Source organism: Marinobacter oulmenensis (assembly GCF_014201735.1).
Taxonomy (GTDB): domain Bacteria; phylum Pseudomonadota; class Gammaproteobacteria; order Pseudomonadales; family Oleiphilaceae; genus Marinobacter; species Marinobacter oulmenensis.
In genome coordinates this window covers 131,922-145,475 of record NZ_JACHFE010000008.1, presented here as the reverse complement: position 1 = coordinate 145,475, position 13,554 = coordinate 131,922, and the positions used below count along the sequence as shown (strand labels likewise).

15 protein-coding genes are annotated in these 13,554 nt (G+C 60.4%); 13 read left to right on the top strand and 2 right to left on the bottom strand.

From position 1 onward, the window contains the following. The first annotated feature begins 81 nt into the window (after positions 1-81). From HNR38_RS14735 to infA, 7 genes are all read left to right on the top strand, one after another. A complete protein-coding gene (locus HNR38_RS14735) occupies positions 82-1,134 on the top strand; it encodes an agmatine deiminase family protein (RefSeq protein ID WP_183705667.1) in 1,053 nt (350 codons plus the stop codon). Beyond that, positions 1,131-2,048, top strand: coding sequence for a carbon-nitrogen hydrolase (locus HNR38_RS14730; protein ID WP_183705665.1), 918 nt, complete (start codon positions 1,131-1,133; stop codon positions 2,046-2,048). The genes HNR38_RS14735 and HNR38_RS14730 overlap by 4 nt, the downstream gene beginning before the upstream one ends. 7 nt (positions 2,049-2,055) lie before the next feature. Then, positions 2,056-2,967 (top strand): AAA family ATPase, encoded by a 912-nt coding sequence (locus tag HNR38_RS14725; RefSeq protein ID WP_183705663.1) that lies wholly within the window; start codon positions 2,056-2,058, stop codon positions 2,965-2,967. A gap of 108 nt (positions 2,968-3,075) precedes the next feature. Then, positions 3,076-4,029, top strand: coding sequence for a thioredoxin-disulfide reductase (trxB, locus tag HNR38_RS14720; RefSeq protein ID WP_183705661.1), 954 nt, complete (start codon positions 3,076-3,078; stop codon positions 4,027-4,029). 15 nt (positions 4,030-4,044) lie between these two features. Next, positions 4,045-4,758, top strand: a complete 714-nt coding sequence (aat, locus tag HNR38_RS14715) for a leucyl/phenylalanyl-tRNA--protein transferase (protein WP_183705659.1) — start codon at positions 4,045-4,047, stop codon at positions 4,756-4,758. Further along, the gene (locus tag HNR38_RS14710; protein ID WP_183705657.1) at positions 4,759-5,472 is read left to right on the top strand and encodes an arginyltransferase; all 714 of its coding nucleotides are present in this window, start codon (positions 4,759-4,761) and stop codon (positions 5,470-5,472) included. A gap of 81 nt (positions 5,473-5,553) precedes the next feature. Then, a complete protein-coding gene (infA, locus tag HNR38_RS14705) occupies positions 5,554-5,772 on the top strand; it encodes a translation initiation factor IF-1 (protein WP_123633493.1) in 219 nt (72 codons plus the stop codon). A 58-nt stretch (positions 5,773-5,830) separates the two neighbouring features. On the opposite strand, the gene clpA is transcribed toward infA, so the two are convergent. Together clpA and clpS are read right to left on the bottom strand one after the other, a co-directional pair. Continuing rightward, a complete protein-coding gene (gene clpA, locus HNR38_RS14700) occupies positions 5,831-8,101 on the bottom strand; it encodes an ATP-dependent Clp protease ATP-binding subunit ClpA (protein WP_183705656.1) in 2,271 nt (756 codons plus the stop codon). 18 nt (positions 8,102-8,119) lie between these two features. Next, entirely contained in the window at positions 8,120-8,479 is a 360-nt protein-coding gene (gene clpS / locus HNR38_RS14695; RefSeq protein ID WP_183705654.1) for an ATP-dependent Clp protease adapter ClpS, read from the bottom strand. 295 nt (positions 8,480-8,774) lie between these two features. On the opposite strand from clpS, the gene HNR38_RS14690 reads away from it, so the two are divergent. From HNR38_RS14690 to purB, 6 genes are all read left to right on the top strand, one after another. Next, a complete protein-coding gene (locus HNR38_RS14690) occupies positions 8,775-9,044 on the top strand; it encodes a cold shock domain-containing protein (protein ID WP_183705652.1) in 270 nt (89 codons plus the stop codon). A gap of 151 nt (positions 9,045-9,195) precedes the next feature. Further along, on the top strand, positions 9,196-9,810 hold the full coding sequence (locus tag HNR38_RS14685; protein WP_183705650.1) for a pseudouridine synthase: 615 nt from the start codon (positions 9,196-9,198) through the stop codon (positions 9,808-9,810). Next, complete coding sequence (locus tag HNR38_RS14680; RefSeq protein WP_183705648.1) at positions 9,807-10,265, top strand: NUDIX hydrolase; 459 nt, start codon at positions 9,807-9,809, stop codon at positions 10,263-10,265. The genes HNR38_RS14685 and HNR38_RS14680 overlap by 4 nt, the downstream gene beginning before the upstream one ends. A gap of 43 nt (positions 10,266-10,308) precedes the next feature. Beyond that, the gene (mnmA, locus tag HNR38_RS14675) at positions 10,309-11,478 is read left to right on the top strand and encodes a tRNA 2-thiouridine(34) synthase MnmA (protein WP_183705646.1); all 1,170 of its coding nucleotides are present in this window, start codon (positions 10,309-10,311) and stop codon (positions 11,476-11,478) included. Further along, positions 11,475-12,095 (top strand): high frequency lysogenization protein HflD, encoded by a 621-nt coding sequence (gene hflD / locus HNR38_RS14670; RefSeq protein ID WP_183705644.1) that lies wholly within the window; start codon positions 11,475-11,477, stop codon positions 12,093-12,095. The genes mnmA and hflD overlap by 4 nt, the downstream gene beginning before the upstream one ends. Positions 12,096-12,172: 77 nt before the next feature. After that, entirely contained in the window at positions 12,173-13,540 is a 1,368-nt protein-coding gene (gene purB / locus HNR38_RS14665; protein WP_183705642.1) for an adenylosuccinate lyase, read from the top strand. Positions 13,541-13,554: the final 14 nt, after the last annotated feature.

Genomic DNA, 13,554 nt, shown 5'->3' with positions numbered 1-13,554 from the left:
TGATCTCAGGCGGTGCGCCTGCTGACGTTGTCTGGGCGGTCATATAGAATGGCCATTTTGCCAATCAAGGTGTTTTAGACAGTGATATCCAGACCAAGACTCCCTGCGGAATGGGCGCCGCAGAGCGCCGTCATGCTGACCTGGCCACACCCCGGCACCGATTGGGCCAGCGTGATGGACGACGTTGAACCCGTATTCCTGGATATTGCACAGGCCATTCTCCGGTTTGAAAACCTGCTGATTAGCTGCGAATTTGTTGCCCGCCTGCAGCAGTTGGAACGGGAACTGAACAACTTTGCCGAAACCCGGGGACTGCCGGGCCGGGTCGTTGCCGTTCCCGCGCCCGCTAATGACACCTGGGCCCGGGACCATGGCCCCCTTTGTGTGGACACAGCCGAGGGCGTTCGCCTGCTGGATTTCCGGTTCAACGCCTGGGGCAACAAGTTTTCCTGGGAAAAAGACAACGCCCTGAACAGCCACCTGGCGGGCGCTGGCGTGTTCGGAAAGCTCTCCGTGCAGGCCGTGGATTTCGTGCTCGAGGGCGGCTCAATTGAAAGCGATGGCCAGGGCACATTGCTGACCACCAGCGAATGCCTGCTGAACCCGGAACGCAACCCCGCCATGGACCGGGCCGCAATTGAACAGCACCTGTCCGAATGGCTCGGAGCCGACCGGGTGCTGTGGCTGGACCACGGCTATCTGGCCGGCGACGACACCGACAGCCATATCGATACCCTGGCGCGCTTTTGCGCCCCGGACCACATCTGCCATGTGGCCTGCCACGACCCGGACGACGAACATTTCGGCGCACTGGCTGCCATGAAAGACGAACTCCAGGCGTTCCGTCAGGTAAACGGCGCGCCCTATCGCCTCACCGAACTGCCCTGGCCCGACGCCATCCATGATGATGACGGCCAGCGCCTGCCCGCCACCTACGCCAACTTTCTGATCATCAATGGCGCCGTTCTGCTGCCGGTTTATGACGTACCGCAGGACGAAGAGGCAATACGGGTGCTCTCCGGGCTGTTTCCGGAGCGCGAAATCATCCCGGTTTCCTGCCGGCCACTGATCGAGCAACACGGCAGCCTGCACTGTGTGACCATGCAGCTTCCGGCAGGAGTAATCGAACTATGAAACAGGCACCCGATACCTTCCAGGTTGCCGCCATCCAGCAACACTGCAGCGCGGATAAAGACACCAGCCTGGCCACCACCGAGCGCCTGGTCCGCCAGGCCGTAGCGGACGGCGCCAACCTGGTCGTGTTGCAGGAACTGCACGCCACCCTGTATTTCTGCCAGACCGAGGACACCTCCGTTTTCGAGCTGGCCGAACCGATACCCGGCCCGACCACCGAACGCCTGTCAGCTCTGGCCCGGGAACTGGGCATCGTACTGGTCGGTTCGGTGTTCGAGCGCCGCATGAACGGCGTCTACCACAATACCGCCGTGGTCATGGACACAGACGGCAGCCTTGCGGGTCTTTACCGGAAAATGCATATCCCCGACGACCCCGGCTTCTACGAGAAGTTCTATTTCACACCGGGCGATGCGGTCTTCAACACCGGTGAAAACGGCTTCACCCCGATCAATACATCCCTCGGAAAACTGGGCGTGCTGGTCTGCTGGGATCAATGGTATCCGGAAGCCGCGCGACTGATGACACTGGCTGGCGCCGAACTGCTGATCTACCCCACCGCCATTGGCTGGGATGTCACCGACGACCCGCAGGAGCAGGCCCGCCAGCTCGATGCCTGGATCACGGTCCAGCGCGGGCACGCCGTTGCCAACAACCTGCCGGTGGTCGCGCCGAACCGGGTCGGCGTGGAACCAGATCCAAGCGGCCAGACCGACGGCATCCGCTTCTGGGGCAACAGCTTCATTTGTGGCCCCCAGGGGGAATTCCTGGCTCGTGCCGATGACGCCGGGGAGACGATCCTGCACGCGCGCATCGACCGCCAGCGCTCGGAATCCGTACGCCGGATCTGGCCGTACCTCCGAGACCGGCGCATTGATGCCTACCAGGACCTTGTCAAACGGGTACGGGACTGAACCAGACATGAAGCAGAATATTGATCACATTGTTCAGGCACTTAACGGAATCCTTCTGGGCAAGGAGCCGCAGGTACGGCTGGCCGTCTGCGGGCTTCTGGCCGGCGGACACCTGCTGATTGAAGACATTCCCGGCATGGGCAAGACAACCCTGTCCCACGCCCTCGCCCGGATCATGGGGCTGAGCTACCAGCGCATCCAGTTCACCAATGACCTGCTGCCGGCGGACGTGCTGGGTTATGCCATGTACGACCGCCAGGCTAATGGCCTGGTTTTTCACCCCGGCCCGATCTTCGCGCAGGTGGTGCTGGCCGATGAGATCAATCGCGCCTCACCGCGCACCCAGAGTGCGTTGCTCGAGGCCATGGAGGAGCGGCAGGTGTCCATCGAGGGTAAAACCCGGCCCCTGCCGGAGCCCTTTTTCGTGATTGCCACCCAGAACCCCCTGGACCAGGGCGGCACCTTCCCGCTGCCGGAATCCCAGCTTGATCGATTCCTGATGCGCCTGCATCTGGGTTACCCCGATCCCAGGGCCGAACGCCAACTGCTCGAGGGCGAGGACCGCCGCGCCCTGACCGACAATCTCCAGGCCCTGCTGCCCCAGGAGCAACTGCACGCCATGCAACAGGCCGTGCAGTCTGTATCCACCAGCCCGGCCCTTCTGGATTACGTGCAGCGCCTGCTGGAACACAGCCGCCGCATGCCGGGGCTGATGTACGGGCTCTCGCCCCGTGCAGGGCTGGGACTGCTGCGAGCCGCCCGTGCCTGGGCCTTGATGGCCGGGCGCAACCACGTCCTGCCTGACGACGTTCAGGCCGTTTTCCCCGCGGTCGCCGAGCATCGCCTGGAACAGGGCGAGGCCGGTAAAAGCCGCGAGCGAGTCCGGCAACTGCTGACCACCGTTTCGGTACTTGAATAAAACGTCAGTGGCCGCATAGCAAAGAGCTATAAACCGAATTAGCTGAAACGAATGGCAGCCCGGGCCATTCGTGATAGCCTTCCACCATTTTCCGAACTGGAGACACCAATGAGCGAAACGCAACACCACCGACTGATCATCCTGGGCTCCGGCCCTGCCGGCTACACTGCCGCGGTTTACGCCGCCCGCGCAAACCTCGATCCCACGCTCATTACCGGCATTGAGGTTGGCGGCCAACTGACCACCACCACCGATGTCGACAACTGGCCGGGCGACAACGATGGCGTGCAGGGTCCGGAACTGATGCAGCGTATGCAGAAGCACGCAGAACGGTTCGACACCCGGGTGGTCTATGACACCATCAACGAGGCCGATCTGCAGAACCGTCCGTTCCGTCTCAAAGGCGACAGCGGCGAGTATACCTGCGACGCCCTGATCATCTCCACTGGCGCTTCCGCCATGTACCTGGGCCTGGAATCCGAGGAAAAATTCAAGGGTCAGGGCGTCTCCGCCTGTGCCACCTGCGACGGTTTCTTCTACCGCAAGCAGAAAGTGGCCGTGATCGGCGGCGGCAACACCGCGGTTGAAGAAGCCCTGTATCTGTCGAACATTGCCGACGAAGTCACCCTGGTACACCGCCGCGACAGCCTGCGGGCGGAAAAGATCCTGCAGGACAAGCTGTTTGAAAAGGCCGAAAACGGCAATGTCCGCATTATCTGGGACCACACTCTGGACGAGGTACTGGGCGATGGTACCGGCGTGACCGGCATGCGCATCCGCAGCACTGTGGACGACAGCACCCGGGAACTGGAACTGGCCGGCGTATTCATCGCCATCGGCCACAAACCGAACACCGATCTGTTCGCCGGGCAACTGGACATGAACAACGGCTACATCCGGATCCGCTCCGGCCTGGAGGGCATGGCCACCCAGACCAGCATCCCGGGCGTGTTCGCCGCTGGCGACGTGGCCGACCACGTGTATCGTCAGGCGGTCACATCCGCCGGCTTCGGCTGCATGGCTGCCCTGGATGCCGAGAAATACCTCGATCAGCAGGACTGACCTGCAGGGAACGCCATGACCTCGCTGCTCTGGCTGGACTCAGACCAGCTCTGGTTTCCCCCGGCAGAAGAAGCGCTGGAAGATCCTGACGGCCTGCTGGCGCTCGGCGGTGACCTGTCACCCCGGCGCCTGCTGCTGGCCTACCGCAACGGGATATTTCCGTGGTTCAGCGATGACCAGCCCATTCTCTGGTGGTCTCCCAACCCGAGATGCGTGCTGTTCCCCGAGGACATTCATGTGTCCCGAAGCCTGAGACGGTCGTTGAATCAGGGCCGCTTCCGGATCACCGGCGACCAGTGTTTCGCCCGGGTTATACGGCTGTGTGCCAATACCCGTGCCGAGGGCACCTGGATCACCGACGACATGCTGGATGCCTACTCCGACCTGCACCGGCGCGGCCATGCCCACTCCGTCGAAGCCTGGAACCGGAATGGTGAACTGGCCGGCGGGCTGTACGGCGTGGCCATCGGCCGGTGCTTCTTCGGCGAGTCCATGTTTTCCCTCGAGACCAATGCCTCGAAAACGATTCTGGTCCATCTGATGCACCAGTTGGCACAGTGGGGCTACCGTCTGATGGACTGCCAGGTGGAAAGTGGACACCTGTTGAGCATGGGCGCGAGAAGCATCCCCCGATCGGAGTTTTTATCTATACTCAGGGCAAGCGTTGATCAAGAACCGGAACGGTCCGGATGGAACTTTACCTGGCAATGGCCTGGCCAAGAGGTGTAAATGAGCAACCTCAGAACGCTGGTGTTCTTTGCGACCCCAAGCCACGAATGCAGCTATCTGCCCGACCGGGAGGCAACCACCATGTTTGTGGACCCCCGGGCGCACGTGGACCGGAAACTGTACAGTCAACTGACCACACTCGGCTTCCGGCGAAGCGGGTCCCATTACTATCGACCGCACTGCGAAAACTGTAATGCCTGCGTGCCGGTGCGCCTGAGGGTCGAGGAGTTCGAGCCGGACCGCAACCAGCGCCGGGTAATGCGCAGGAACAGCGATCTGGTCTGCCGGCTGGTTCCGGCGACCTTTGACGAACGCTACTACCGGCTTTATGCCCATTACATTGAGCAGCGCCATGCCGACGGCGACATGTACCCGCCGTCCCGGGAACAGTTTTCCTCCTTCCTGGTGGACGGCGCCACGGACTCCTGGTTCGTGGAAATGACACTGGATGACGAACTGGTGGGGCTGGCCGCTGTGGATTTTCTGGATGACGGCCTGTCGGCCATCTACACCGTGTTCGCGCCGGAACTGGAAAGCCGCAGTCTCGGCACCTTTGCCATTCTGTGGCAGATTGAGGAAGCCAGGCGGCGGGGCCTGCCGCACCTGTATCTGGGCTACTGGATACGTGAGTGCCGGAAAATGAACTACAAAACCCGTTTTCGCCCGATTGAGGCCCTCCGTGACGGCCACTGGCGAAAGATGGATCTTGGCTGAATTTTGCCATATGGCAGGATTTCAGGCAGAATTGCCCAATTTCAAATCACCGAAGAGTATTCCAAGCGAGGTTTCTACTGAATGGCGAAGTCAGATGTCATTGAAATGGAAGGCGTTATCATCGACACCCTTCCCAATACCATGTTCCGCGTAGAGCTGACCAATGGTCACGTTGTTACCGCACACATCTCCGGCAAGATGCGCAAGAACTACATCCGCATTCTGACCGGCGACAAGGTCAAGGTTGAACTCACCCCCTATGACCTGAGTAAGGGCCGTATTGTCTACCGCGCCCGTTAAGACTGCGTGACATCTGAAAAAAAGCCCCGCTGATGCGGGGCTTTTTTCTTGCGGTGGACTACACGGCCTCGGCAGGCTCATCCTCGTATTCGAACACCAGCTCGTCCTCCCCGAGGTGGATAAACACATCCCCTCCGTTCTCAGACAGGCGCCCGAACAGAATCTGCTCCGCCAGCGGACGCTTGATCTTGTCCTGAATGAGGCGGGCCATCGGCCTTGCCCCCATGGTGACGTCATAGCCCTGCTCTGCCAGCCAGCCTTTCGCGGCTTCGTCCACGTGCAGCACCACATGCTTCTCATCCAGCTGGGCCTGAAGTTCGGTCAGGAACTTGTCGACCACATGGGTGATGGTGTCCTTGCGCAGATCGCGGAACTGAATGATGCCATCCAGGCGGTTGCGGAATTCCGGCGTAAAGGTCTTGTTGATCACCTCCATGCCATCCGTGCTGTGGTCCTGTTCGCTGAAACCAATGGACCGGCGCGCCATGCTCTCGGCGCCGGCGTTGGTGGTCATCACCAGAATCACATGACGGAAATCCGCCTTGCGGCCGTTGTTGTCGGTCAGCGTACCGTGGTCCATTACCTGCAGCAGCAGGTTGAACACTTCCGGATGCGCCTTCTCGATCTCGTCCAGCAGCAGCACGCAGTGCGGCTGCTTGTTGACCGCCTCCGTCAGCAGACCGCCCTGGTCATAGCCAACGTAACCCGGGGGCGCACCAATCAGCCGTGAGACCGTGTGGCGCTCCATGTATTCGGACATATCGAAGCGCACCAGATCGATACCCAGCACTTTGGCCAGCTGTTTGGTGACTTCGGTTTTACCCACACCGGTCGGACCGGCGAACAGGAAAGCACCTTCAGGTTTTTCCGGCGATTTCAGGCCGGCGCGGGCCAGCTTGATGGCCGTGGACAGGGACTCGATCGCCGGATCCTGGCCAAACACCACCATCTTGAGATCCCGCTCCAGATTGCGCAGCAGGTCCTTGTCGCTGGTCGACACACTCTTCGGCGGAATGCGGGCGATATTGGCGACCACATCCTCGATTTCCGGCACATCAATGGTGCGGGTGCGACGGTCTTCCGGCTGCAGCCGCTGACGGGCACCCGCCTCGTCAATGACATCGATGGCCTTGTCCGGCAAGTGGCGATCCGTGATGTAACGGTCCGCCAGCTCGGCGGCCACGCGCATCGCCCGATCGGTGTATTCCAGATCGTGGTGTTTCTCGAAGCTGGGCTTGAGCCCCATCAGGATCTGGAAGGTATCCTCCACACTGGGCTCGTTCACATCGATTTTCTGGAAACGACGGGCCAACGCGCTGTCCTTCTCGAAAATGCCCCGGAATTCCTGGAAGGTGGTCGAACCAATGCAACGCAATTCACCGGAACCCAGCATCGGCTTGAGCAGGTTCGAGGCATCCATAACTCCACCGGATGCCGAGCCGGCCCCGATGATGGTGTGAATCTCGTCGATGAACAGGATCGCGTGGTTTTCCTTCTTGAGGTCGCTGAGCAGTCCCTTCAGCCGCTTTTCGAAATCGCCACGGTATTTGGTACCCGCCAGCAGCGCGCCCATATCCAGGGAATAGACCACGGCATCCGAAATCACGTCCGGCACCTGGCCGTCCACGATGCGCTTGGCCAGGCCTTCGGCGATGGCGGTCTTGCCGACACCGGCCTCACCAACCAGCAACGGATTGTTCTTGCGGCGGCGCGCGAGGATCTGCACAACGCGCTCCACCTCATGTTCACGCCCGATGAGCGGGTCTATACGGCCCTGACGCGCCTGTTCGTTCAGGTTGGTCGCAAAGTTTTCCAGCGGACGCGACTGAGCGCCTTCCTCCCCGGCTTCCTCCTGGGCGGCGGAGTCCATGCCTTCCTGGTCTTCACCACCCTGCACCCGGGAGATGCCATGAGACACGAAGTTCACCACATCAATACGTGCGATGTTCTGTTTTTTCAGCACGTAGACAGCCTGACTTTCCTGCTCGCTGAAAATCGCAACCAGGACATTGGCCCCGGTCACTTCCTTCTTGCCGGAAGACTGCACGTGGAAAACGGCGCGCTGAAGCACCCGCTGGAAGCCAAGCGTGGGCTGGGTCTCGCGCTCTTGATCACCTGTGGGGATCAGCGGTGTGGTGGAATCGACAAATTCGGTCAGTTCTTCTTCGAGGCCGTCCAGGTCAGCGCCACAGGCTTTCAGGACAGCCACCGCCGAATCGTTTTCGAGCAGGGCCAACAGCAAATGCTCGACCGTCATGAATTCATGACGCTTGTCACGGGCATTTTTGAAGGCCGTATTCAGCGTTACTTCAAGATCTTTGCTCAGCATGGGCCACCCCAACGTCTGTCAGTCCGCACGTTCAATCTCGCAAAGGAGCGGATGTTCGCATTCCGAGGAATACTGATTCACCTGTGCTGCCTTTGTTTCCGCGATATCCCGGGAATATGTCCCGCATACGGCTTTTCCCTGCGTATGGACGAGCAGCATCACCTGCGTCGCCTTTTCTTCGTTCATCCCGAAGAACTTCATCAGTACCTCTACCACGAAATCCATCGGTGTGTAATCGTCATTCAACAACACGACCCGATACCGTGCCGGGCGCTTCAGGGCGGGTTTCTCAGGCGCGACACTGACCCCGTCATGACGCTCGGGCTGATCTTCATCCCCCTGATTGAATACTAGTAGAGAATTTTCGATTTTCCGCATGGTTCCGATTACCGGTCTCTCGGTTCACTGAATAAATGTGGATGCCCGACACCGGGTTTTCAAGCGCACCCCGGTGCGACAAACGCTTAATATGTCCGTTGCAATGATACCGGTTCACCCCTACCCCGAACCACACATACTTTACGGGCTTGACTCTGGCGCCCAACTGGTCAACATTTACCCAACATTGTAAAACAATGTAAATTGCAGGCGAGAACACAACCGCCCTCTACCCTGCGGGACTGCCTGCAGGAGCCTCCAGCAGTATGACAGCACGAGAACAGGGGAGTTCAAAATGTCCAGAGGTAAGGTCAAATGGTTCAACAATGCCAAGGGATACGGCTTCATTATCGAGGATGGCTGCAGTGATGACCTGTTTGCCCATTTTTCATCGGTTCAGATGGACGGCTACAAAACCCTGAAAGCCGGACAGAGTGTCACGTTTGACAAGAAGCCGAGTGACCGGGGCGTGCACGCGGTCAATATCGTGCCCGAGCCCATGCCCCAGCGGGCATCCGCCAATGACAGCGGCCAGCATCACAAGCCCCAAAGCGCACAAGCCTGACCCGGTATGCTGACCCGCCCGGAGTTCCCGGGCGGCCAAATCCTACTGCCGCCGGTTTGCGGTTTACCGGCATAGAGCCCTGCGTGCTTTTTTCCTTCGCCTGAATCGAGTAGTGTCCTGTCAGCTGTTTCTCCCAGTCAGGAATGCCCGGATGGCCGATCTGATTCTTTTCAACAAACCGTTCCAGGTGTTATGCCAGTTTACGGACGACCGTGAGGGCGAACCCCGGGCGACACTGGCCGATTACATCCGGACGCCCGATGTCTATCCCGCCGGCCGGCTTGACTATGATTCCGAAGGCTTGCTGCTGCTGACCGGCAATGGAGCGCTCCAGCACCGGATTGCCTCGCCGGAACGGAAAATGCCAAAAACCTACTGGGTGCAGGTGGAAGGCGATATCGATGAGGACGCCGTCAAAGCCCTGTGCGACGGGGTCCGGATCCGGGACGGCCTGACCCGACCGGCAACCGTTCGCCGGATCCCGGAACCGGCAGATCTCTGGCCCAGAACACCGCCAGTCCGTCACCGGGAAGCCATACCCACAAGCTGGCTGGAAATCACCCTGACCGAAGGCCGGAACCGGCAGGTCCGGAGAATGACAGCCGCGGTCGGTTTCCCTACCCTTCGGCTCATACGCTATCGCATCGGCGACTGGACCCTGGCCGGGCTGCGCCCCGGGGATCACCGCTCTGAGACCATCCATCTGCCCCGCGCAGAGGCACCCAAACGCCGAAGATCACCCACACGGAGACCACGCCGGAAATGACCTGGAAACCACACGCCACCGTTGCTGTCATTGTTCAGGACGATCAGGATCGCTACCTGCTGGTGGAGGAAATCAGCGACGGCCAGGTCGTCTTCAACCAGCCGGCCGGCCACATTGAGGAAAACGAAGCCGTTCTGGACGCCGTTCATCGCGAAACCCTGGAGGAAACCGGCTGGCGCATCGAGCCGCTGTATTTTCTGGGCATGTACACCTACAAGGCGCCCGCCAACGGCGTGACCTACCACCGCTTCTGCTATGCGGCGCGCGCCATTGAACGGGTCACCAGCGAGCTGGATACGGGCATCATCGCGGCGCACTGGCTGACTATCGAGGAAATCCGGCAACTGGGCGACCGGCTGCGCAGCCCGATGGTACTCGGCTGCATTGAGGATTACCGAAAAGGGCGCAAATTCCCCCTGGATGTGGTGGTCGACACGCAGACGCACCGGGCATGAACTGGTAGAATGGCGGTTTTTCCTGTACCGCAGCCAAAGACCCATGAACGATATTCCTGACACCAGCACAAACAGCAGTACCCGGGTCATCGTCGGCATGTCCGGCGGTGTCGATTCCTCCGTTGCCGCCTGGCTTCTGAAGGACCAGGGCTACCAGGTGGAAGGCCTGTTCATGAAGAACTGGGACGAGGACGACGGCACCGAATACTGCACGGCCATGGATGACCTCGCCGATGCCCAGGCCGTGGCCGATGCCATTGGTATCAAACTGCATACCGCCAGTTTCGCGGACGAATACTGGGACCGGGTTTTTGAACATTTCCTGGCCGAGTACAGCGCTGGCCGGACCCCGAACCCGGACATCCTGTGCAACAAGGAAGTCAAATTCCGGGCATTTCTGGACTACGCCGTTACTCTGGGCGCTGATTACATCGCCACCGGTCACTATGCCCGCCAGCGCCCGCTGGCCGATGGCCGGGCGCAATTGCTCAAGGGGCTCGACCCGAACAAGGACCAGAGCTATTTCCTGCACGCGGTTTCCGGAGAGCGCATTGCCCGCACCCTGTTCCCCGTGGGCGAACTGGAGAAACCCGAAGTCCGCCGCATCGCCGAAGCGCAGGGCTTTGTCACCCATGACAAAAAGGACTCCACAGGCATCTGCTTCATTGGCGAGCGCAAATTCCGGGATTTCCTGAAACAGTACCTGCCAGCCCAGCCCGGTGATATTGAAACACCGGAAGGCCAGGTAATCGGCCGCCACCAGGGGCTGATGTACCACACCATCGGGCAACGCCAGGGCCTGGGCATCGGGGGCCTGAGTGAGTTTGGCGATGAGCCCTGGTACGTGGCGGAAAAGGATCTGACCCGGAACGTGCTGATCGCCGTTCAGGGCAAGCATCACCCCCTGCTCTTCTCCCGTGGCCTGGTTTCCGGCCCCGTGGACTGGGTCGCTGGCGAACCACCGGCCGAGAGCTTCCGCTGCAAGGCCAAAACCCGGTACCGCCAGCCCGACCAGGATTGCCAGGTGCGAGTGATCGACGGCGGCCTGGAAGTGGTCTTTGATGACGCCCAGCGCGCCGTCACACCCGGCCAGTCCGTGGTGTTCTATCAGGACGAGGTGTGCCTGGGCGGCGGTGTGATCGAACAGACCTGGCGCGACGGAGAAGCGCTCCCGGAACGGGCCCGGCCGACGGCCACGGAGAAGACCGCATGAGTCGCTCGCTGCATGACCAGACCCTGGCCCTGGCCGGTGTTTTCCAGGCTGCGGCACTGGTACAGCAGATTGCCCACCGGGGCAGTTGTGATGACGCCGCACTGGAAACCTGCCTGCGCTCCCTGTTTGCCACCGATCCGGCTTCAACTCTGGACGTCTATGGGGGTGACCTGCACGATATCCAGGAAGGCCTGCAGGCGCTGTCGACCGTGCTGGCGCAGCAGTCGCGCTCCCAGGACGTGGAAGTCCTGCGCTATGTGCTCAACCTGATCCACCTGGAATCCAAGCTCAAACGCCGCAGCGACATGCTCGACGTCATCGCCAACCGGATTGACCAGGCGCGCCATACCGCCGCCCATTTCGGCTATACTCACCCCAACCTGGTGGGCAACCTGGCCTCCATTTACACGGATACCATCAGCACCTTCCGTCTTCGCATCCAGGTCAGCGGCAATCCGGACATCCTCCAGCGCCAGGAAAACGCCGAAAAGGTCCGGGCCCTGCTGCTGGCCGGAATCCGCTCCGCGGTACTCTGGCGCCAGAGCGGCGGGCACCGCTGGCAGCTCATATTCTCACGCAGGAAAGTCATTCAGCATGCCCGGGATCTGCTGCGCTGATTCCCCCCGGCCGCTGGTGTATCATACGCGTCTTCAACTTTTGTCATCCCAATCTTTGATGAACTGAGAGGTTTTCGATGGAACTCACCGCCCTGACCGCCATTTCCCCGGTCGATGGACGCTACGGCAGCAAAGTCAGCGTATTCCGCAGCATTTTCAGTGAATACGGCCTGATCCGTAACCGGGTAACCGTCGAAATCCGCTGGCTGCAGAAACTGGCGGATCATCCGGACATCCCGGAGGTTCCCGCCTTCTCCGACGAAGCCAGGGATTATCTGAACCACCTGGTCGCCGACTTCAGTCTGGAAGACGCCCAGCGCATCAAGGACATCGAACGAACCACCAACCACGACGTCAAGGCGGTTGAGTATTTCATCAAGGAAAAAATCGCTGACGTGCCCGAACTGCACGCGGTGACCGAGTTTGTCCACTTCGCCTGCACATCCGAAGACATCAACAACCTGTCCCACGGACTGATGCTGCGTGAAGGCCTGGACCACGGCCTGCTGCCGGGCATGGAGAGCATCATCGACAGGCTCACCGAACTGGCCCGGGAGCACGCCGAACAGCCCATGCTGTCCCGCACCCACGGCCAGACCGCCTCGCCGACCACCGTGGGCAAGGAGCTGGCCAACGTGGTCTATCGCCTGCGCCGGCAGTTGATGCAGATCCGCGAAGTGGAGATTCTGGGCAAGATCAACGGCGCCGTCGGCAACTACAACGCACACCTGTCCGCCTATCCCAAGGTCGACTGGGCTGCCAACGCCGAAGAGTTCATCGAAAGCCTGGGCCTGGACTGGAACCCGTACACCACGCAGATCGAACCGCACGACTACATCGCCGAGCTCTACAACGCGGTCGCCCGCTTCAACACCATCCTGATCGATCTGGACCGGGATATCTGGGGCTACATTTCCCTGGGCTATTTCAAGCAGAAGACCATTGCCGGTGAAGTGGGCTCCTCCACCATGCCCCACAAGGTCAATCCGATCGATTTCGAGAACTCGGAAGGCAACCTGGGCATCGCCAACGCTGTGCTGGACCACCTGGCAGCCAAACTGCCGATTTCCCGCTGGCAGCGTGACCTGACCGACTCCACGGTGCTGCGCAACCTGGGCGTCGGCTTCAGCCACAGCCTGATCGCCTACGAATCCACGCTCAAGGGGCTGGGCAAGCTGGAAATCAATCCGGCACGGCTCAACGAAGACCTGAACCATGCCTGGGAAGTTCTGGCCGAACCTATCCAGACCGTCATGCGTCGCTACAACATCGAGAAACCCTACGAGAAACTCAAGGAGTTGACCCGGGGCAAGGCCATGACCCCCGAAGTCATCAAGAATTTCGTGGAAAATCTCGACATCCCGGAACAGGCCAAGGCAGAGCTTCGCAACCTGACCCCGGACAACTACATCGGCGACGCCATCGAGCAGGCGCGCAACATTTAAGACGGGAGCCATAC